Source organism: Vibrio mytili (genome assembly GCF_049563345.1).
Lineage (GTDB): Bacteria > Pseudomonadota > Gammaproteobacteria > Enterobacterales > Vibrionaceae > Vibrio > Vibrio mytili.
The window spans coordinates 1677146-1699521 of record NZ_CP110481.1; the positions used below are offsets into that span (position 1 = coordinate 1677146).

The 22376-nt window shown below is 44.1% G+C and carries 18 protein-coding genes; 11 read left to right on the forward strand and 7 right to left on the reverse strand.

What is annotated here, in order from left to right; all coding sequences use genetic code 11:
* Positions 1-5: 5 nt before the first annotated feature.
* Positions 6-467, reverse strand: coding sequence for a methyltransferase family protein (locus ONE56_RS07765; RefSeq protein ID WP_041155510.1), 462 nt, complete (start codon positions 465-467; stop codon positions 6-8).
* A 122-nt stretch (positions 468-589) separates the two neighbouring features.
* On the reverse strand, positions 590-3625 hold the full coding sequence (gene ydiJ / locus ONE56_RS07770; RefSeq protein WP_423839617.1) for a D-2-hydroxyglutarate dehydrogenase YdiJ: 3036 nt from the start codon (positions 3623-3625) through the stop codon (positions 590-592).
* Between the two features lie 271 nt (positions 3626-3896).
* On the opposite strand from ydiJ, the gene ONE56_RS07775 reads away from it, so the two are divergent.
* The 7 genes from ONE56_RS07775 to ONE56_RS07805 all read left to right on the forward strand — a co-directional run bounded on the left by ONE56_RS07775 (position 3897) and on the right by ONE56_RS07805 (position 9909).
* On the forward strand, positions 3897-4577 hold the full coding sequence (locus tag ONE56_RS07775) for a DUF3334 family protein (RefSeq protein ID WP_423839618.1): 681 nt from the start codon (positions 3897-3899) through the stop codon (positions 4575-4577).
* A 149-nt stretch (positions 4578-4726) separates the two neighbouring features.
* Positions 4727-5422, forward strand: coding sequence for a DUF2786 domain-containing protein (locus ONE56_RS07780; RefSeq protein ID WP_331437541.1), 696 nt, complete (start codon positions 4727-4729; stop codon positions 5420-5422).
* A gap of 160 nt (positions 5423-5582) precedes the next feature.
* Positions 5583-6251, forward strand: coding sequence for an OmpA family protein (locus tag ONE56_RS07785; protein WP_041155507.1), 669 nt, complete (start codon positions 5583-5585; stop codon positions 6249-6251).
* A gap of 71 nt (positions 6252-6322) precedes the next feature.
* Complete coding sequence (locus ONE56_RS07790; RefSeq protein WP_423839619.1) at positions 6323-7288, forward strand: J domain-containing protein; 966 nt, start codon at positions 6323-6325, stop codon at positions 7286-7288.
* Positions 7289-7463: 175 nt separating this feature from the next.
* Complete coding sequence (locus tag ONE56_RS07795; RefSeq protein WP_041155506.1) at positions 7464-7649, forward strand: hypothetical protein; 186 nt, start codon at positions 7464-7466, stop codon at positions 7647-7649.
* 513 nt (positions 7650-8162) lie between these two features.
* Positions 8163-8555, forward strand: coding sequence for a SulA-like leucine-rich domain-containing protein (locus ONE56_RS07800; protein WP_041155505.1), 393 nt, complete (start codon positions 8163-8165; stop codon positions 8553-8555).
* Positions 8556-8805: 250 nt separating this feature from the next.
* Positions 8806-9909 (forward strand): phosphoribosylaminoimidazolesuccinocarboxamide synthase, encoded by a 1104-nt coding sequence (locus ONE56_RS07805; RefSeq protein WP_041155504.1) that lies wholly within the window; start codon positions 8806-8808, stop codon positions 9907-9909.
* Between the two features lie 181 nt (positions 9910-10090).
* Here the strand turns inward: ONE56_RS07805 and ONE56_RS07810 are convergent, their stop codons facing one another.
* Positions 10091-10468, reverse strand: a complete 378-nt coding sequence (locus tag ONE56_RS07810) for a hypothetical protein (RefSeq protein ID WP_041155503.1) — start codon at positions 10466-10468, stop codon at positions 10091-10093.
* Between the two features lie 288 nt (positions 10469-10756).
* On the reverse strand, positions 10757-13111 hold the full coding sequence (locus tag ONE56_RS07815; protein WP_041155502.1) for a helicase-related protein: 2355 nt from the start codon (positions 13109-13111) through the stop codon (positions 10757-10759).
* Between the two features lie 244 nt (positions 13112-13355).
* Here ONE56_RS07815 and ONE56_RS07820 point away from each other — a divergent pair, with 244 nt between their 5' ends.
* The 3 genes from ONE56_RS07820 to ONE56_RS07830 all read left to right on the forward strand — a co-directional run bounded on the left by ONE56_RS07820 (position 13356) and on the right by ONE56_RS07830 (position 17504).
* Positions 13356-15044 (forward strand): NAD-dependent malic enzyme, encoded by a 1689-nt coding sequence (locus ONE56_RS07820; protein ID WP_331437545.1) that lies wholly within the window; start codon positions 13356-13358, stop codon positions 15042-15044.
* 167 nt (positions 15045-15211) lie between these two features.
* Positions 15212-15934 (forward strand): SanA/YdcF family protein, encoded by a 723-nt coding sequence (locus ONE56_RS07825; protein WP_041155501.1) that lies wholly within the window; start codon positions 15212-15214, stop codon positions 15932-15934.
* Positions 15935-16133: 199 nt separating this feature from the next.
* Complete coding sequence (locus ONE56_RS07830) at positions 16134-17504, forward strand: DASS family sodium-coupled anion symporter (protein ID WP_331437546.1); 1371 nt, start codon at positions 16134-16136, stop codon at positions 17502-17504.
* Between the two features lie 308 nt (positions 17505-17812).
* Here the strand turns inward: ONE56_RS07830 and ONE56_RS07835 are convergent, their stop codons facing one another.
* Entirely contained in the window at positions 17813-19150 is a 1338-nt protein-coding gene (locus ONE56_RS07835) for a GGDEF domain-containing protein (RefSeq protein ID WP_423839620.1), read from the reverse strand.
* A 326-nt stretch (positions 19151-19476) separates the two neighbouring features.
* On the opposite strand from ONE56_RS07835, the gene ONE56_RS07840 reads away from it, so the two are divergent.
* Complete coding sequence (locus tag ONE56_RS07840; protein WP_423839621.1) at positions 19477-20301, forward strand: DUF2797 domain-containing protein; 825 nt, start codon at positions 19477-19479, stop codon at positions 20299-20301.
* A gap of 85 nt (positions 20302-20386) precedes the next feature.
* Here the strand turns inward: ONE56_RS07840 and ONE56_RS07845 are convergent, their stop codons facing one another.
* Both ONE56_RS07845 and ONE56_RS07850 read right to left on the reverse strand, forming a co-directional pair.
* Positions 20387-21619, reverse strand: a complete 1233-nt coding sequence (locus tag ONE56_RS07845) for a cysteine desulfurase-like protein (protein ID WP_423839622.1) — start codon at positions 21617-21619, stop codon at positions 20387-20389.
* A complete protein-coding gene (locus ONE56_RS07850; RefSeq protein WP_423840501.1) occupies positions 21603-22262 on the reverse strand; it encodes a 2OG-Fe dioxygenase family protein in 660 nt (219 codons plus the stop codon). The genes ONE56_RS07845 and ONE56_RS07850 overlap by 17 nt, the downstream gene beginning before the upstream one ends.
* Positions 22263-22376: the final 114 nt, after the last annotated feature.

Here is a 22376-nt window from a genome sequence, read left to right on the forward strand (position 1 = left end):
ATCCCCTATATCCAACGGTGCACACGATTTTTATATTTCAGATACTCGTCGCCAAACAATCGCTCTAACGCTCGTTCTTCCGGTTTGATTTGATATCGATTCATATAAGACACAAATAAAATGCCGCAAGGAATAACACTTAAGTGCTCCCACCAGAGCCCCAATGCGATGATCAATAGTAACAACGCTAAATACATTGGATTGCGTGTATAGGCAAAAACGCTAGTATTAACGACAGAAGAGGCCGCTTCTGGCTTGACTGGGTTAACTGTCGTCTTTACTTTGCGAAACTCGTACACGCCAGCAATGCCAATAAATCCAGATAAAATAACAAGCGCCGAAACCACGAAGTCGTCGAAAGGCACATGAATCATAAAACCAGGCGTGACTTCTTTCACACAGTACATGATTAGGGTGACCAGTAAAAACACCGCAACAGGTGGTATTTTGAGTTCAAGCTTTCTCACGTTTCAAATCCTTTGCAGTCCGAAGTTATACATTTATAAAGTTGTAAGCGATGAGCCACTAAAAAGCCCAGCGTGACTGGGCTTTATGGCTAGATTGCTATATCAGTGTATTAAGAAGCGAGTTATAGCAAAGTTAATAGCGCTTGCACCGGGTGTTTTGGTTTGGTTCCTTCAAAGCGTTTCACTTGACTTCGACAAGAATACCCCGTGATCAAACACCGCTCGTTATCCAATTTATCTAAATTTGGCTTCCAGCTTAGGTTATAAATGTCTTTAGACATCTGTAACTTGTCGACCTCATGCCCAAAGGTACCAGCCATCCCACAACAACCAACAGGCACCGTAGTAAGCCTTGCGCCAAAGTGGGCAAAAATCGCCCCCCACTCTTTTTCCGCATTGGGAAGTTTGGTCTTCTCAGTACAATGCGCGAACAAGTACCAGGGTTCACTCTGAGTTGAATCCGCTTTGGTAAACTCAGCGAGTCGCGGGTACAACCACTCGTGCGCGGTTAAAACATCAAAGTCACCACGTTTACTGCCCAAAATTTCTTCGTACTCATCGCGATAGCATAGTACTAGAGCAGGATCGACACCGACCATCGGAATATTGAGTTCCGCCACCATAGACAAAAACTTAGAGGTATCCATGGCCGTATCTTTGAACTGTGCTAAAAACCCTTTGATATGCTGAGCTTTGCCATTCGGTTTAAACGGCAGCATCACCGGGTTCATACCCAGTTTCTTTAACAGCTTAACAAAATCTTCCACAACATCCGCATCGTAATAACTCGTAAACGGGTCTTGAACGATCAAAACATGCTTGTTTCGTTCTTGCTCAGACAGGCCATTTAAGCGTTGCAAGTCGTAAGGCGTGGCTAAAGACTCAATACGCTTTTTCAATGTCGGCACGGACAACAACGGCGCATCCACATAACCGACCGTCGAAGCGGTTAAGCTCTTCACCCAAGATTGCTTTAAGACACCATTGACCACACTCGGCGCTTTCGCCATCAGCGGTAACATGGTTTCAATGTTCGCCACCAAGTAATCCTTCGCCGGACGCTGATAACGTGAATGGTAAATATTGAGAAAACGCGAGCGGAAACTCGGTACGTCCACTTTGATTGGACACTGGCTTGCACACGCTTTACATGCCAGACAGCCATTCATAGCTTCATAGACTTCATGAGAAAAATCATACTCGTGACGTCGATTTACCGTATGGCGAACGCGATCGATCATGGATTTAATCGAAGATTTGTTTTCCAGCGTCTGCTTTTCTAAGTCAAGAATATCGATGCCTTGTTCGGTCAACTGACGTAACCATTCGCGAACTAGACCAGCGCGCCCTTTCGGAGAATGACGACGATCAGCAGTAACCTTCATCGATGGGCACATTGGTGAACTGGTATCGTAGTTAAAACACAATCCGTTGCCGTTACATTCCATCGCTTGCTTGAAGCTATCGCGGACTTGTACGTCAATCTGACGATCGAAATAGCCACGTTTAGTATCCGTAACCTTAACCAACTCAGCATCGCTATTTAACGGCGTACAAATTTTACCCGGGTTCATCTTGTTGTGAGGGTCGAATGCGGCTTTCACACGACGCAATTCGGTGAACAACTCTTCGCCGAAGAATTCCGGGCCATATTCGGAGCGATAACCTTTACCATGCTCACCCCACATTAAACCGCCATACTTCGCCACCAGCTTAACGACTTCGTCAGAGATTTCATGCATTAAGGCTTCTTGTTGGGGGTCACACAAATCTAACGCTGGACGCACATGCAATACTCCCGCATCAACGTGACCAAACATACCGTAATTCAGTGATTTACTATCGAGAAGCTGACGGAATTCAGCAATAAAATCCGCTAAGTTTTCTGGTGGTACACAGGTATCTTCTGCAAATGGGACGGGTTTAGCCCGACCTTTTGCCGCACCAAGTAAGCCCACCGCTTTTTTACGCATGTTGTAGATTCGATCAATGCTCGACAAGTCATTACAGACTTGGTACCCGATAATACCGGCCTCTTCACTTTCAAGCATGGTGTCTAGCTTAGCGGTAAGGGCCGCGACTTGTGAGTCGATTTCTTCTTCGTTCTCACCCGCGTACTCAACGATGTTGATGCCCAGCATTTCTTTATTCGGTACATCCGTGATTAAATCGCTCACCGTATGCCAAACAATATCTTGTTTTGCTAGGTTAAGCACTCGGGAATCCACGGTTTCCACTGACATTGCGTTCGCTTGTACCATCAGTGGCGCATTTCGCAATGCCGCGTCAAAACTGTTGTACTTCACGTTCACCAAAGTACGTACTTTCGGAATCCGAGTGAGGTTCAGTTTGGCTTCCGTAATGAATGCTAATGAGCCTTCTGCGCCACACAATACGCGAGTAATATCAAAATGGTCATCGTCTTCATTCAGCGCATTTTTAAGATCATAACCGGTTAGAAAGCGGTTTAACGGTGGGAACTTGTCATTAATTTGTTGGCGCTTTTCTCGGCATACTGATTCAGTCACATTTAAAGCGGTTGCCGCAAACTCGCCTTCGCTAGGGAAACCATGAGACAGGTCTGACTCTAAAATTGAGCCATCAGCGAATACAGCTTGCAATGACAGAACATGATCTGACGTTTTTCCGTATTTCAGCGAGCCCTGACCTGAGGCATCCGTATTGACCATACCACCGATCGTGGCTCGGTTACTGGTTGATAAGTCCGGAGAGAAGAAATAGCCATAAGGTCGAACTGCATCATTCAATTGATCTTTAATGACACCAGTTTGAACGCGTACCCAGCCTTCTTCTTCGTTAATCTCCAACACTTTGTTCATATGACGAGATAGATCAACCACCACCCCTTTGGTCAGTGACTGTCCATTGGTTCCAGTACCACCACCGCGCGGTGAAAAAGTGACTCGTTCGTATTTTTCTTGGTTGCTGAGTTTACCTATCAGCGCAACGTCTTGTGTCGTTTTAGGGTGAACAACTGCTTGAGGAAGTTGTTGGTAGACACTGTTATCGGTAGCGACTGCGAGTCGACTTGAATATTGGCTCTCGATATCGCCGGTAAATCCTGCTTGTTCAAGTTCTTTTAAAAACTTGAGAACGAGCGGGTCAACATCAGTTTGCGAGTGTAATCTTGGTAACATTTGCTTCCTGCCCCTACGGCGCTGATCCCATCAGCTACGGGTTATTTAATTATTTTGCGCATTCTACACCCTGGCTTTTGCTAACGCTGAATGACGAGCAAAGGAGCAAAGGAGCAAGAATGGCGGGATATTCTTTGATTCATGTAACTTTACAACATTTAAAAAAGCGATCAAATCAGAATCTCACAACAATAATTAAACTTAAGCTTTATTTTTTTAGGTGTGATGCCGTACATTGGGTGAACACAGTATGTCTATATGAGCTTTCAGAATGAAAAAAAATAAAATAGTGACAACGGAAGATATTCTTCTAAAACTTTGCCAGTCGGTGTCTGGCGTTTTAACTTCAGCCACCTCCTCTCAGGTAAACTATTCCGCGATGGTGCAAAAAATCAATAAAACGAGTCTCAAGCCTGACTTTGGTTGTTTTGTTCTATTTGATGGTGGGTTTACAGGTTTAGTGGTAATCAACTTTACGGCAAAAGCCGCGTTGGAAATTTACACCAACTACATGCGTAACATGGGCATGCCAGAAGATGAACTGGCGATTTCACACACCTCTGATGAAGTTGGCGATGTACTTGGAGAGCTCATGAATCAGTTAGTGGGTGATTTCACCAACAAAATCCGCAAAGAACTGCAAACCAATATTACTCAAAACCAACCAAAAATGCTGGCACTAAACAAACAGGTGATATTGCAAGTTGATACTAACCTTGATCGTCCTCAGGCGCGTCGTGTGACCTTTTCTACTGAAAACAACAACATCTTTTATCTCGAGCTTGCCATGGATAAAACGGAGTTTATTCAATTGGAAGAATTTGAGATTGCCGAAGACGAGAGCCCTGATGACATTTTAGAAGCGGCTCGTAAAAACATGGCAGAAAAAGCGTCTGTCCCATCGAGCAAAGAAGACGATGCCGATGACTTGCTAAACCAACTGGGGCTATAGCCAACTATCATTCTCATCTAATCACCCACAGCGCGGCTTCCTTAAGGATGTTGTGGGTGCTGATCGAACCACTCCTGTATTTCGTTTTTGTGTCAAAAAAGGTAATATGTCTGACTTCTTAAATTTTCTGTTTTCGTTACTGGTTGTCGATGGATAAACAAAAAGCTCTGAAAAAAATCGCCAAGTGCTTAGAACTGGGCAATTCCGCCAACGTCAATGAGGCAGCAAACGCCATCAAGATGGCTCATCGCCTGATGCTCAAATATGGTCTAGATAAAGACGATATTGAGTTTATTAAGATGGGGAAGACACAATCTTCTCACTTGTTGCCAGCGAATATTAGCTCGACCCTTTTACGCGTAATACGCGGAATCAATACCAAGTTTGGCGTTGAGGCGGTATTGCTCAATCACAAAGGGCTTAAACGTGTTGAGTTTATCGGTGAAGCCGATCGCGCCATCTTTGCTGCATTTGCATTTGATATTATCTACCGTGAAATGAACGAGAGCACTGGACAATTCCGTAACAGTTTTGCAGGCAGCGGTACCTCTTCACCGGAAGTAACTCGACGCGTTAACTCGTTTGTTTCTGGTTGGGTCGAGGGTGCCATTGAAAAACTGCCAGTGATCACGCCAGATGATGAGTCAGCAAACAAAATCAACGACTACATTGATAAAGAATTTCAAAATATCGATCGCGAAACCTTTAAGAAACAACTTAAAGAAGCCATGAAGAACCTGACTGCAGATTATGAAGTTGGCCTTAAAAAAGGAAGAAAGGTTTCCGTCAACCGCGGCGTTGACGGCGCGCAAGCACGAAAAATGCTCGATACCCCCTCCAAATAGGCTACCCTTTAACTTGAGCCAGCCCCGTAACCGGAAGCGTTAAGAGAATCTCGTACTTTTCTTGTCGCTTCTTACTTTGGCTTAACATAAATCAAAAACAACTCGTTAATAATCGACTTCAATAATCGCATTTGCCTTATTTTTATATGGAGATTTGCCCTTGAACAAGGTGTCTATTGCGCTGGCTCTTGTGCTAGCACTTACTGGCTGTCAAGCCACTCAACGTCAAAACGCAACAACGGGTGAGTACGAAACCAACTCTACAACACTCGGTGCCATTACCGGTGCTGTGGCTGGTGCTGCTATCGGCTTAGCTACTGGTGATAACGCTAAAGAGCGTCGCCAACGGGCATTGATTGGTGCCGCTGCCGGCGGTGCTACAGGAGCTGGCGTTGGTTACTATTTTGATCAACAAGAAGCTGCGCTGCGCCGTGAATTGAAAAATTCTGGTGTTCAAGTACAACGTGTTGGCGAAAACCAACTACTACTTCGTATGGAAAACGGTATTGGCTTTGACACGAACTCTTACCAATTAACCTCAAGCATTCATAATACGCTTCGCGGTGTCGCTCGTATCTTGGTTGAATATCCAGATACTAGCCTAGTGATTGACGGCTACACTGACAGCACAGGTCGTGAGTCTTACAACCAATCCCTTTCTGAACGTCGAGCTGAATCAGTTCGTCAATTCCTAGTCGGTCAAAATGTCGCAGCAGGCCGTGCTATTGCACGTGGTTATGGCCAACGTAACCCAATTTGCTCTAACAAGACAGCGGAAGGTCGTGCTTGCAACCGCCGTGTAGAAATCCAAATCTTGCCACTGAAGTAAATTGGTTGCACCATAGCAGGTAATATTCAGAGTTAACGGAGCGGGCCTAGTTATACTAGGCCTACATGCCTATGCTGTTAAGAGCTATTGCCCTTTTACTTACTGTCGTTTTTTATTTTGGTGGTAGTAGTTTTGCATCCCAAATGCCGACAACCGCTCAGAAGCAATTCGAACGTGCGCAACAACTCGCGCACGCTCCTAATGCTGATTCACCAGCCGACATCCGCTACTTGCTGAATCAGTCAGCACAGCAAGGTTACCTACCCGCTCAAAAACTACTAGCACAAGATTTTGCTTCGGGTGAACACGGTCCTATTGATAATACACAAGCGATCTACTGGCTAGCGTCAATCGCCTTAAACGATCCTGATGATCATGGTTACTTATTCGCACATTTTCTTGCTCACAAACAAAACAATCTAGATTCTTCTCACTTGATCGAAGCTTGGTACCAACTTGCAGCGTTAAACAATCCACAAGCGGAACAAGAGTACGCTCATTACCTAGAACAACGCTTTAACCAACTAAGAGAACGACAAGTCTCTGAAATAAAAGCACTTGATGAAGCCACCCAATCGGCAAAGGCTCCCCAATCAACCTCTCTGGTTAGTCTGAGTACAGATCAACTTGGCTTATGGCTAGCGGCTGGAGCCGCCGCTCTGCTGATCGGCGGCAGCGGATTGGGTTTTTACAAATATACGCATCATATTAAGCTCACAAAAGAGACCAACCAAGCGGCAGAACTTGCGATCAGAGTGAAAGAGCTGACATACGCGAATAAAAAGCTTAAACGTCAGTTAGAAACAATATTCAAAGAGTTTAAACAAACTAAAAAACAATCTGATAACCACTCTCTTGCTATCGCCTGTGCCATGTTCGGTTACACACCTCAAACCATTCCCAACACTCAGGCGATAAAACTTCGCTATCGCCAACTATCAAAACTTTACCATCCTGATGCCAAGGGCAGCGATGCGGAAATGACGCGTCTCAATCAAGCATTAAAAACCATTTTACAAAATGTTACACAAAAGTAATTTTCGACATACATAATTCAGCCGATGGCTTATGAACCCCGCAATATTGAGATTCGCAAACGATCTCTCTCTCAAATAAGTTAACAGACATTTAACTTCCCATTCTTTTTCAGCAATAATGCTATCTGTTGAATACACCTAACGACTCAAATTTAACTAGGTGGGGAGAAAATCAATGTTCACTAAAATCGGCAACTGTGATTGGTGCAAAAAAACAAGCCTCGTAACTCGTCTTGACTACTTAGACGGTAAACACAATAGCTCGTGCAAAGCTTGTTATGACATGGCTAAAATTGACGTTCGCTTATTTAATCAAGGCGAGATTCAAATGCGTGAACGCATGGCGCAAAAAGCAAGCTAACTCGTTGTAACATCAATGGACTGATTTTAAATGCGCCTTTTATAAGGCGCTTTTAGATCGTGGGGTGCTGACTTCTCGAATAGGTCTATTACCCCGTTGCTCTTCATGAACACGCCCCGTTGACTTCTACTCTCATCGACAGCCTCAAGGTTGACGATTCCGTCATAACGCCCTCTCCTACTCACCTAACCCGTCATCGAGATAAGAAAAAGCCAAGACGCTGTACCTTGCTAATTCAGAGCTCAGCTAACACACGCTGTTTTCGGTTAGACCACTGTATATACAGTGGTTCTTATGAGTAGATATCCCATCAATAATTCTATTTTCGTCACATTTTCCAATCATTATCAAACTTGTCACATTTAAAATAATAGCGAGAAAAATCAATAATATAAAAATAATAGCGAGAAAAATTAAATCAATATATGAGGAGAAATTGTATAAAAATTGGTTGATCAGGTGGCCAAAACAAACTACTGTATACACATACAGCATGTATAAAGGAACAGTAAGATGCAGTTACATAATCAAACCCATACATACTCACGCTACAATGTGTTGGCTCAAACAACTCAGCCAATGGATGTTTCTGAGCAGCTTCTAATGAAGTTAGCGGTATTATCCCAACAGCCACAATGGATTTTGTATACTGCTGAGTGCCCGCGTCCGGATTTTGACCAACTCACTGCTTCCAACATTTGCTGTAAAAACATTATTCAGATGAAACCCTCTCAGCAGCTTTCCGAGGTAGAAATTGTCATTAAGGCCATTCAATCAGGAAATGCCAGTGCGGTAGTTGCATCCAATAACATCGCCACTATGAATCAATCGATGCTGCGCGATATTGCACATCGCTATCAGTGTGAAGTCTTTTTCGTCGAAGGCAGAGTAAACCAGTACCACTAATTAAGATCGACGTTAACCATCCTGCACTCGCCTCCGATTAAAGGAGGCATTTTTTATCTACACTCAATTAATCTGTCGAAACTCAAGTGTCCACTCAAGTCGAGTACAAACAATTAAGGCAAACGTTTGCTTTTTCTCTGGAGAGTTCAAATAGTTCTGGTATGATGCCCACATTCGATTTATTCAGCCATGACTGCTCGCTGAATATCTTCTCTTTATGACGTTTGATTAAGATGATAGGAATGTCGCAATGAGCCTTGCCAATCAAGTACTTGCCGTCAATGACGACCTGCCAATTCGCACCCATAAACCCGTTCACAGTGGAAAAGTTCGCTCCGTTTACTGGTTAACAGAACAAGACAGCGCGCGCCTGATTAAAGAAAAAGGATACGATGTGGCACCAGACGCCCCATTGGCAATTATGGTGATTAGTGACCGCATTTCTGCTTTTGATTGCATATGGCATGCAGAGGGTGGCCTCCAAGGTGTTCCAGGTAAAGGGGCAGCACTCAACGCTATCTCTAATCATTGGTTTAAACTCTTCAAAGACAACGGACTCGCGGACAGCCATATTTTGGACATCCCTCACCCGTTTGTTTGGATTGTACAAAAAGCTAAACCTGTAAAAATTGAAGCGATTTGCCGCAAATACATTACTGGCTCTATGTGGCGTGCCTACGCAAACGGCGAACGTGAGTTCTGTGGTATCCAACTTCCTGAAGGATTAGAAAAAGATAAAGCGCTTCCAGAGTTATTAATGACGCCATCAACTAAGGGTATTTTGCAAGGTATTCCTGGTGTACCGGAAGCCGATGATGTAAACATCACTCGCCAAAACATAGTCGACAACTTTGACGCTTTTAACTTCTCTAGCGCCGACGATATTGCTCTGTACGAAAAATTGTTAAAAGAAGGCTTTAATGTCATTAGTGATGCGCTAGCCGCTATCGATCAAATCTTCGTCGATACTAAGTTCGAGTTTGGCTACGTGCAGGATGCTGCCGGCAAAGAAAAGCTCATTTACATGGATGAAGTAGGCACACCAGACTCTTCACGAATTTGGGATGCAAAAGAATACCAAGCTGGCAAAATTGTAGAAAATTCGAAAGAAGGCTTCCGTCAGTTTCTGCTAAACCACTTCCCTGATCCAGATATTTTATTAAATAAAGAACGCATGCCAGAGAGAGAAGCGTTAGCACGCGAGAACGCGCTGCCTGTTGAATCTTTGATGGACATATCGAAAACCTACATTGGCATCGCAGAAAAAATTACAGGTAAGACTCTGAATCTGAGCGATAACCCTAAAGCTGAAATCATTGATATCCTGAGCAAGGAATATGGATTGATCGACTGAGTTTTCTGACCAGAACAAATAACTTAGAGCAACAGCAATAACTCAGAACAACAGTAATAAAAAGTCCGCTATGATGCGGACTTTTTCTGTTGGCTTAATAAAATCAAAAAACAGTAACTTGAGTAGCAGAAATCTCCCACATCACTGTGACTGCAAATGTTCAAGAAAAATGCAGACCACATTAAAACTTGATGTTCAAAATATCTTGTTCTGTCGTGTCAACTTTTAGATGACTTCGATTTTCGATGTACTCAATTTGCTTGGCGTCCAATGCATAAGGCATCACAATGCGCAATTCACGCACGCCTTCATCCTGCGCTAATCGGGTTAAGCACACCAAGTTAGACTCATCACTTTGACGTGAAGACAACGACTTCAATGCTGCCTCCCATAACCGCTCTTCTGGGTTGATGGAATCTTGTATATTCTTCTTCCACATCAGTCCAAAAATGGGCGCAATGGTGGCGAAAGCTTCGAAGAAGGTCCATTTTTTACTTGCTGTTGCACCTAAAAAGCTGGTGTAGTCAAACTCAATACACGTTTTGCCTTGATGAACCATACGATGTCCTCAACACATTTAATTCAGACAATTCTAATATGATTCAACTATTTCGATATATCAATAGGATATAAAACAATCGTCTTTTATGCCCTAAAATACATGCAAAAGGAAATATTAAAACCAGATTCATAACAAGTCATGTACAGGTTCGCCATATAGGAAACCAATTGATTAATATTTCACGTTACAAAGTATAAATGAAGCAAATCTTCAGAGCCTTAGTAAGGCTCACGTTCAAATACCTTCATCGATTACACCCATAGTGATTCTTTTTGGATCTGTTTATTACTTGATATCAACAACGCGGCTTGCCTTTTTGTATTGGACTTTCCAGCCCGACCAGCGGGGTAACTCCCAACGTTTAGGATCCCCTTTTCGTTTACCTTGCAAGTGTATCACTTGGACCAATTTACGCGATGGATAGTATTCGATACTCAAAGTTAACTCTGGCAAAACAACGAGTAATGGGTATGTCTGGGCAAAGTCATCATATTCCCACTCAGGGATGCCAGAAAAAGGGAGGTCGTCTGGCTCAATTAATGCCATATCCTCAATATCTTCCACGCCTAAAGCTTTGAGCTGTTCGTTCAGCCAACCAGAAAACGTTAACGATTCCAACGCCACGTTATCTATCGAATCCGAGTTAAGTCCGAGCGTGTTGTATATCTTCCAGTGCTGGATTTGCTGTTTTCTCAGAGTGGCGAATCCAGGCCACAACGTTTCTTCTTCAATCATTTCGATAATGGAGTTAATCGCGACATCCCCTAGTAATGCTTGGTATTCAGTGCATATCGTTCTACCCGCATACACTAAGTGCATTGTCGCTCTGGGCGTGGCTTCTTCGTAATTTGTTTCCCCTTGCTGCCATTCGCCAAGCGGTAACTCTCTTAGCGTTTCCATCGAAATAGGCATCATTACCGACGCTAAATTCAACGTCTGTTTTACCCCTCTACCAGGCACACTATGGCTATCGAGTATTAATGCCGCTTCTTCCTTATCAGCGAAGCGGCTATGCCGTCCTATCACCATCTCCATCAAACCATTGCCTAGGGCATCTCGGCGACGCTGTCGGCGTACAAACACTAATTCCGGGTGTAGCGCTGCAATCGACTTGACCAATTCAGAGCGCCGATATCGTGTCGCAGCCTCTAAATCAGGTAATTCAAACACATCTCTCATTTGCTTTGATAAACCTTGAGCTTCATTCAAAACATTAGGATCAACCACTAACCCCGTAAACGACTCTCCACGAACCAAACGTATCATCAATGACGCATCACAACCTGCTTGCTCTTGCTGGGCTAATGCCTCGGCCGCTTCACCAGTTTGCAACTGATACAGTTGTGCAGGAACAGATAATGCGGCGGCTAAGTCAATCATTGCTTCTTTTTCGGCTTTTGCGGTTATTCGTGTAACAAGATCAGCAAACAGCGCATCGATTGGTAATGGATACACTTTGTGTCCATGCAGTGTAATTTCACCTTGTTCATCTATCGCTTCCATTGCCTGTAATGTTTGATAAGCCAGAGCGAGGGACTTTTCAGGTATCGGATCCAAAAATGTCAGCCTCGCAATGGGGTATCCACAACTCGCGGACGCCAATACGGGTTCGATTAATTCTTCTCGTTGCAACTCAGGAGGGGTAACGGACTCTAAAGGCGCATGCTCTCCAAACAAGCGAATACAAGTACCTTCTGCGATACGTCCTGCACGCCCCATTCGTTGAGCCGCACTGGCTTTGGAAATGTATGTTAGAGTCAGCGCAGTGCGACCATTACGTTGCAGCGTTCTACGCTCGAGTCCACAATCAATGACCACTCGTATATTTGGAATGGTTAGCGATGTTTCTGCAACATTGGTTGCCAACACGACTTTTCGCTGGTTTTGTGTATTCAGAGCTAGATGCCTTTCTTCGTCACTGACCGAAGCGTGCAATTTAACGATCAAGACATCTTTCAAGTGCTGGAGCATTTGCGCGCATTGCGTGATCTCTTTGCGCCCAGGAAGAAACACCAGAATATCTCCTTGCTCATCTTCGAGTGCTTCTGTGATTGCTCGAACCACTTCAACTTCGCAATCTTTTTTATTAGGCAAGTGACGACTGTCGCTCGAGCGGTGAACAACAGTGACTGGGTAGCAACGTCCTTCTGCGCGTAATCTCTTTGCACCTAAGTAAGAAGCAAGTTTTGCACCTTCTATGGTCGCTGACGTGACGACTACTCGATGGCGTTGCTCTTGCTTTAAGATGGCCGTTAATAGATCGATATCCCAGCGACGCTCATGAAACTCATCCACAATGACAATATCAAAATGCTCTAACTTATTTTCCGCGAACCATCTCAGCGCGACACCTGGTGTGGCAAAGACCACATCAGTATACTCATTAAAACAGGCATGGAGTTTGATAGCGTACCCTACTCGATGACCGAGAGGCTCTCCCGATTGTTGGGCAAGAAACTCAGCCAACGAAGTACAAGCAATTCGACGTGGTTCGATAACCAACACCCGACCATGTTTCGTGGCCCACATTGGTAATCGGGTTGATTTCCCTGACCCGGTCTCCGCCTCGATGACTAAGTGATTTTGTTGGATACTTTGGTCAAACTCGGCTTGTAAGCTATCAATAGGTAGTTGGAACATATAGCAGTGATTTAGATGGTGATGTGAAATTGCATTATACACAAACCGTTTTTTGATGCTTGGTTAAGCGAGCCGAGCTGAACCAAGCACACTTACACGCGATTCAAAGCAATACTTACTGATATTTGCATCATCAATTGACTACTTTCACGATATTACATTGATGTAAGTCAACGAATCTTTACAACTAAATGGTGATGCCGTTAAAATTCGTCCGCTCCTCTAACCCTACACAAGGCACCCAATGAACAACGATAAACGTCCTTTATACATTCCCTATGCGGGCCCAGCGCTTATGGCCACTCCTCTGTTGAACAAAGGTAGTGCATTTTCGGCTGAGGAACGCATCTCCTTTAACCTAGAAGGTCTGTTACCAGAAACAACAGAAACTATTCAAGAACAAGTAGAACGTGCGTACCAACAGTACACTAGCTTTGAAAGTGACATGGATAAGCATATTTATCTGCGCAACATCCAGGACACCAACGAGACATTATTCTACCGTTTAGTGCAGAACCACGTTTCTGAAATGATGCCAATCATCTACACACCGACAGTTGGTGCCGCGTGTGAAAACTTCTCTAATATTTACCGTCGTGGCCGCGGTCTGTTTATTTCATACCCAAACCGAGACCGTATTGATGATCTGTTAAACAACGCCGCGAACCACAACGTGAAGGTGATTGTCGTTACCGATGGCGAGCGTATCTTAGGTTTAGGCGATCAGGGCATTGGCGGCATGGGCATTCCAATTGGTAAACTTGCCCTGTACACGGCATGTGGAGGCATCAGCCCAGCTTATACCTTACCGATTGTTTTAGATGTCGGCACCAATAACCCACAACGTTTGGCAGACCCAATGTATATGGGTTGGCGTCACCCACGCATTACTGGAGCAGAGTACGATGCGTTTGTCGAAGAGTTCATTCAGGCCGTACAGCGCCGTTGGCCAGATGCATTAATTCAGTTCGAAGACTTCGCGCAAAAAAACGCAATGCCACTTTTGGAACGCTACAAAAATCGCATTTGCTGCTTCAATGACGATATTCAAGGCACGGCTGCTGTAACGGTTGGCTCTTTGTTGGCGGCATGTAAAGCAGCAGGTAGCCAACTTTCTGAACAGAGAATTACGTTCTTAGGTGCTGGTTCTGCAGGTTGCGGCATTGCCGAAGCGATCATTGCGCAAATGGTCTCGGAAGGTATCTCTGATGAACAAGCTCGCTCTCAAGTTTACATGGTCGACCGCTGGGGCCTGCTCCAAGAAGGTATGCCAAACTTACTCGATTTCCAACAACGGCTGGTGCAGAAACGAGTAAATACGGATAACTGGGAAAATGAAGGCAATGGTTTCTCACTACTTGATGTAATGCGTAACGCTAAGCCAACTGTACTCATCGGCGTATCCGGCGCTCCGGGTCTATTCAGTCAGGAAGTCATCCAAGAGATGCATAAGCATTGTCCTCGACCTATTGTCTTCCCATTGTCCAATCCAACGAGTCGTGTTGAGGCAACGCCGAACGATATCCTTCGTTGGACTAACGCAGAAGCGTTAGTCGCCACAGGTAGCCCATTTGAGCCTGTCGTTCACGAAGGTCGTAGCTACCCTATTGCCCAATGTAACAACAGCTACATTTTCCCTGGTATTGGGCTTGGTGTGTTGGCGGTTAACGCAAAACGTGTTACTGATGAAATGTTGATGGAGTCTAGCCGTGCTCTTGCAGAGTGTTCTCCTCTCGCTATCTACGGTCAAGGTGCGCTATTACCGCCATTGGAAGAGATTCATTTGGTATCCAAGAAAATCGCGTTTGCCGTTGCAAAGAAAGCCATTGCGCAAGGTGTTGCTTTAGAAATTACTGATGAAGCGCTGCACCAAGCCATAGAACAAGCGTTCTGGCAACCGGTGTACCGACGCTATAAACGTACCGCGTTCTAAATAATAAGACATTTTGAGCAGTAATTAAGCCCCTACTTGATAGGGGCTTTTGTTTTTTAAGCTGTTTTTAGCATTCTAACCGTATTTTGGCATAAATCGACTTCTCTCTTTTTATCTCTATCAGATATGATGTGAGCAGACTCTTTTATTTAAGGATATGGAACGTTTTGTTGTTTTCTCGCATAAAGTCAAAGTGGATCCCTAAGTTGTCTTTGAAAAGACTTGCTTTGATTTTGTCGATCGCTATTTTTAGCCTGTTTGTTTCCGTCATTGCCATTGACCGCTGGGTAGTGCTTCAAGCTAAAGACAAGATTTTTACCGATTATAACCAGCTACCTCAACACGAGGTGGCCGTCGTATTGGGTACCAGTAAATACATCGGCAAGACCCTCAATACTTATTATACTCATCGCATCAATGCAGCTATTGACCTTTATGACAAAGGAAAAGTAAAACAGTTTTTGCTTAGCGGTGACAACGCTCATCGCTCTTACAATGAACCGTGGACAATGAAACGTGATCTGCTTAAAGCCAACGTGCCGGAGCAATTTATCCATCTCGATTATGCTGGCTTTCGAACACTCGATTCCATTGTCCGAGCTAAGAAGATATTTGCTTCGGAGCGCTTCCTGATCGTGACGCAGCGCTTTCATTGCGAACGAGCGCTCTTCATTGCTGATGCGTACAACATCGACGCACAGTGCTTTGCTGTCGCAGGGCCGGAGGCAAACACCCAGATTGTGTCAATGCGAATGCGTGAACTCCTTGCCCGTGTAAAAGCATTCTTAGACCTTTATATCATTAACACTCAGCCTCGATTTTTAGGCCCTAAAGAACCGATCATTGCCGTCAAAGAGCCTCGGGAAGAGAGACAAATACCGATAGAATAAAAAGGTAACAATTTTGTAAAAAGAAATGGGTAGTGATCTACCCATTTCCAATTATTCACTTCACATTTTCTTATTTTCTCTACGATTCAAGCCAAAATCCTTGCCGCATTCACAGTAACATTTATTCAACGAACACCTACAAGTTAGTTACTTTGCCATAAAAAATCGATAAAAAGGCAATGCAAAAGGAGCACAACCCATGACCGCACTCGCTGTGACATTGAAGAATTGGTTCTTCACCCGCAACAGCATGATATTGAACGCAAATATTCTGTTGTTCATTATCTTGTTTAACACCCTACCTTTCGATCTAGAGATCAGAACAGGCCTGAGTATCTTAGTTTTTATCGCCATACTTTGGTTAACAGAAGCGATACACGTCAGTATCACGGCATTACTGATACCGTTACTTGCGGTATTTCTCGGGGTGTTCAATACCCAAACCGCACTCAACAATTTTTCTAACTCAATCATTTTCTTGTTTTTAGGTGGCTTTGCCCTTGCCGCTGCCTTACATAAACAGAAATTAGACCAAGCAATTGCCGACAAAGTACTCTTGCTGGCTCGCGGCAAAATGTCGGTCGCTGTTTTCATGCTGTTTGGTGTTAGTGCGGGTTTGTCGATGTGGATCTCTAACACCGCCACGACAGCAATGATGTTGCCGCTCGTATTGGGTGTAATGACAAAACTGGATGCAAAGAAAAGCCACAGCACCTATTTATTCGTCTTACTTGGTATTGCTTATAGTGCCTCGATCGGTGGCATTGCGACGCTAGTAGGTAGCCCTCCAAACGCGATTGCAGCGGCAGAGGTAGGCTTGAACTTCACAGAGTGGATGGAGCTTGGCTTACCGATCTCTATGCTATTAATGCCAATTGCAATTTTTATTCTTTACGCAATGACTAAACCTGACTTGAGCCACAAGTTCGAGCTGGATCATAAGCCGGTAGAATGGACCAATGGCAAAAAGATCACCTTGGCTATTTTCCTACTGACCGTGACATTGTGGATCTTCAGTAAGCCAATTAACGCCATGCTGGGCGGGTTCGCCAAATTTGATACTCTGGTTGCTATCGGAGCCATACTGCTGCTTGGTGCATCTCGCGCAGTTGAATGGAAGGATATTGAAAAGACGACCGATTGGGGCGTGCTGATTCTGTTTGGTGGTGGTATCTGTTTAAGTAACATTTTAAAAGAGACGGGGACAAGTGTCTTCCTCGCACATAGCTTATCAGGATTTTTGGAGCAAGCAGGTATACTTCTCACCATTTTAGCGGTTGTCGCCTTTGTGGTATTTCTCACTGAGTTTGCAAGTAACACCGCTAGCGCTGCATTGCTTGTCCCCGTTTTTGCCACCATTGCAGAAGCACTAGGTATGTCTCCGGTCATCCTGTCAGCGTTAATCGCGGTTGCTGCATCTTGCGCCTTTATGTTGCCAGTCGCGACCCCTCCTAATGCCATCGTATTTGGTACGGGTCATATTAAGCAAAAAGAGATGATGCGTATCGGTCTGGTACTCAACATTGTATGTATTGGCGTTTTAACACTGTTTGCATGGATATTCTGGTAAAAAGAACTCAACAATTTTAGCACTACACTGCTGGCAACTGGCATCAGTTAAAGTCCAGCAACTCCCCCTTTGGTGGTCGTTCGACCACCATTTTTTGGGTTTTGTTATTCGCGACCAACCATACCTACTCAAACCTGAAGTAAACGATCCATACCAATCACAGTAAATAAGTGCTCATAAATAGAGTAGGAAAAATGCTTGAGAACGAGGCGAAATTTTACGATAAGTCGCTATTCTACAATCAACTTAGTTTGTAAACGAACAAGCCAACGAAGTTATCGAGTATTTTAACTAGTTACAATAACCAGTTATTTACTACGATTTGCATCACAACCAGACACCTTAAAATCAACTTCAATTCGATTGCGTCCATTTCTCTTTGCTTTGTACAGTGCTTCATCCGCTCGGGCGATACTTTCCGTTACACTCTCATTGTGCAAGTTCGCGACACCAATACTGCACGTGAGTATTTCTCCGTGAACCCAAATATGTGCGCTGACTTTTTTACGAATTTTTTCGGCCTGACTGATCGCGTACTCAATATTCGTACTCGGACAAAAAACGACAAACTCTTCCCCACCCCAACGAACAAGCTTGTCACCCGTGTTCAGAGCGCCCGCTACAACCATGACGAATTCGCGAAGAATATCATCTCCTATCTGATGGCCAAACGTATCGTTGACTGTTTTAAAATGGTCAATATCCATGTAAAGAATGGACAAGGCATCATTTTTTCTCCTCAGATGTTTTGATTGTTCATCAAGCCAATTCCGTACAGCATGGCGATTCATCGCACCAGTTACGGCATCACGATGAGCAAGCTCTGCAAATTCATTGTTTTTTTCCCGTAATGAACTATTCACTTTTTCCAAGTGGCGATGGCGTCGCATCGCGTTCGCGTACGCGCGTCGATTGCGATGTAACTCATTTAACGAAAAAGTCAGCCCTAACATCATCCAAACAAACACTAACCACAGCAGCAGAGTTTCTAGCGAAAAATATTGCCCTTCTAGTTCTATCTTTTCAAAGATGATCTTGTGTTTACCTAAAGGAGCGCTTGCTCCAGTGGCAATGTCAATCCGGGTAATATTGGTAAACTCGGGGGCCGAATGTTCGATGGCGACTTTATTGTCGGCTAGCCACCAAGTCATAACTTGCAAATTCTCAATGGGAATTTCAATCATTTCACCAAAATCGGAGGGAGAAAACTGCATGCCATTATACTTGATGGTGTATTCATCATCGGGATTAGAATACTCTGGGTTGTAGTTTCTCAAGTACAAACGCAGCGCTTTCTTTTGCTCATCATCTCCGGCCTGTTCATAACGCAACTTGAGCCGAATAGTATGATAGCTAGATAAGTCTAGACCTTGCGTTGCATTCACTACATCGGTATATATCGAAATACCACAATACGGCCACGCGTACTGGTCTTTTTTGATGTCGCAGTTCAAAGTAATACTTTGTTGATCGATACTTATTTCAGCCTCGCTGACTCCACCTTCGTCTGAATCTTTGGTCGCATAAAAGTTGAACCTATCAGGCGTAATCTCCAGTTTACGTGTATCACCAAACAGGTAATAGAAGATGACCAGCAATATGGTACCAATAGAAAGAGAAAAGATGAATTTATGTATCTTGCTCATGGGCAGTAAAACCTAAATTAGCGTTGCGTAACACAGGGTGGTTAACGAATGAGGTTTGCTCACTTGACCTTTTACTGTTGCGTCCTGGCGGAGAGTTCATTTTTAGTTAACATGTTTACTTTGGGTAGATTAGGCCAACAACGCAAGCAGGATTCCCCTACAATTTTGTAGGATTAGTAACTATTAAAATGAATTGCGTATCACTTCACGCAACGCGTGAGATCAGCAAAAACTGTCGGTGATAAATTACCCTATCACTCACCTCCCCCTGCCCCTTGCCTTATGATCAGTATATACTGTGCAAAAACATAATAATGGGTAATGTCATGTCAATAATTGCTTCCGGTACCTTGAATAAAATGCGAGCGTCACTCGATGGTACTGTCAGCTATCGTCTTCCTGTCGGTGAAGAGGAAGTCGATCTTTCACCTTATCTGGGTCAATCACTGACTCTCACTCACACTGGCAATATTTATTGTTGCTCATGCGGTAAGAAAACCAAAAAAAGCTACTCGCAAGGCCACTGCTTTGTGTGTATGAGAAAACTTGCCAGCTGCGATATGTGCATCATGAAGCCTGAAACGTGTCACTATGACCAAGGCACATGCCGTGAGCCACAATGGGGGGAAGAAAACTGTATGGTGGACCATTTCGTCTACCTTTCCAACACATCAAGCTTGAAGGTTGGCATCACCCGCCATACGCAAATTCCAACACGCTGGATAGACCAAGGCGCGACGCAGGGTTTACCCGTATTCAGAGTTAAGACGCGTCACATTTCGGGTTTGATTGAAGTCGAGCTAGCGAAACATATCGCTGACAAAACGAACTGGCGCACACTACTGAAGGGCGACGGTGAGCCAATTGCTCTGCAAGATCGTTTTGCAGAGCTACTGCCACTAGTAGAAGAAAAAATTGCAGAAATCAGACAGCAGTATGGAGAGGATGCGATTGAAGTTCTGAGTGAGAGCATCACAGATCTAAGTTATCCGGTGGAGCAACACCCAACGAAAATCACCTCACATAATTTTGATAAGAATCCGGTTGTGACTGGGATTTTGCAAGGCATCAAAGGTCAGTACCTCATCTTTGATACCGGTGTGATTAATGTTAGAAAGTTCACATCCTACGAAGTCGAAGTCAGCGCATAGTTCTTACTCATAAGTTTGCTTACTGTACTCCGGCATAATACAAAAAAGCTCGAGCCAATTGCTCGAGCTTTTATTATCAGCAATGCTACATATCTAAGATGTTTTCCAGTACATCAAACAACATGTCAACTTCTTCAACGGTGTTATAGTGCATACAACCAATTCTTACCACGCCTGATTTTTCAATCCCAAGTTGACGTACTAAGCCCAATGCATAGAAGTGTCCATTCCAAACACAAATGTTGTGTTCTCCTAAAGTTTTAGCGATAAACTCCGGAGGATACTTGTCAAACGTGACAGCGAACGTTGGCGTACGACGCTGACTATCGTCATCGTCGATTCCAAGTAATGTCACACCACTAAGCCCACGTAATCGTTGTAAAAAGCGAGCACTCAGTTGCTGCTCATGCTGATTATAAATCGCGTAACTTTGTTCGAGCCTTTGACGAAGTGTAAGCCCTTTGTCTCCGAATTGAGCAAGATATTCAATCGCCGCAGAAACTCCAGCTAGACCTTCGAAACTTTGCGTTCCGGTTTCAAACCGGCCAGGGCCTATGTTCGTCGCAGGTTCGACTTTATAAGGTTTAATACTGTGTAGCCACTGATCCGCTACGTAAGCGATTCCTACATGTGGACCGAAGAACTTGTAAGCAGAACACGCTAAAAAGTCACATCCCAATGATTGAACGTCAATCAGATGGTGCGGGGCATAATGAACGGCATCCACATAAACTAAAGCACCGACCTGATGTGCCATTTCAATAACACGCTGCATCTCGACAATCGAACCCGTGGTGTTAGACGCATACGTCACTGCCACTAAACGGGTTTTATCCGAAAGTAAGCGTTCAAAATGCTCAAGATCTAAGGTGCAGTCCAATTCGTTAACCCGCACCTGATGCACTGTTACGTTCTTGTCCTCAGCCGCTTGCTGCCAACTTGACACATTTGAATAGTGATCCAATGACGTGACAATGACTTCATCACCCTCTTGCCATTCACGACTGATCGCCCGACTTAATTGAAAAGTCAGCGTTGTCATGTTCGCCCCAAATACGATATTCCCAGACGACGGAGCGTTCAGCAGTGCTTGAGCTGACTCACGCGCATTTTGCATGATATCGACCGTCTTTTGGCTGGAAAAATAGTGACCGCCTAAATTGGAGTTAAAATGCCCAAGGTACTCAACCATGGCGTCCAACACCGATTGCGGCACTTGGGAACCACCGGGCCCGTCAAAAAAAGTGACCGGCTTATCGTTGTGGTACTGAGACAACGCCGGAAACTGTTGTCTGATATGATTAAGATTGAAGTCCATTTTGCTTATCCGTTGCCGTAAGTACAAACAAATCCATGTGACCCGCTTGGTCATCAATCACCGAGCGAATTGGACAAGCGTTGTGCCAAAGTTTGCTGTCTGCCAACATCGCCACCTCTCCGTTTTCCAGGACTTTACGGAAGAAAGGGGCTTGGTTATGGCTACTGTATAGCAAAATGTCACCACCAATGATGTTATGACGGCGCACACCTACCATTGCAATATGATCGAAACCGTCTTGATGTACGCCTTCTGGTGCAACTTGAGTTTCATCTCGGAGTGCGGTAATTCGGATTTGATGAACTTCGATTTCTTGTCCATTGGAGAGAGCGTTCGCATTCACGAACACCTCACACATTTCTCTAAAACCAGCACTATTGAGTATGGTCTTTTCAATCGGTTCAAACTGGCGAATCACATCCCCTTGAAAGTGGTTGATCTCCGAAGACTGGACAAAGTGACTTCGATTAAGATCAACAACATCGCCATTTTCAAACTTAACGACCGAATAACGCCGTAATCGATATTGACCATCAGCATGATCAGTATGTGGAAGTTGATCAAACGATGGTGAAAGTTGCTCAATCGCGGACATACTGAGTTGTGTTAAATGCAGAGTGTTTTCGCGTGAATGTAACATCATTGGCTCCTTTAATGAGGTACATTTATTTAACATTTATTTCACATACTAGGTTACGCAAATATTCTGCAATTGCCAGCTTTTAACGTTGATAGCTTCAACAAAAAACAAAAAATA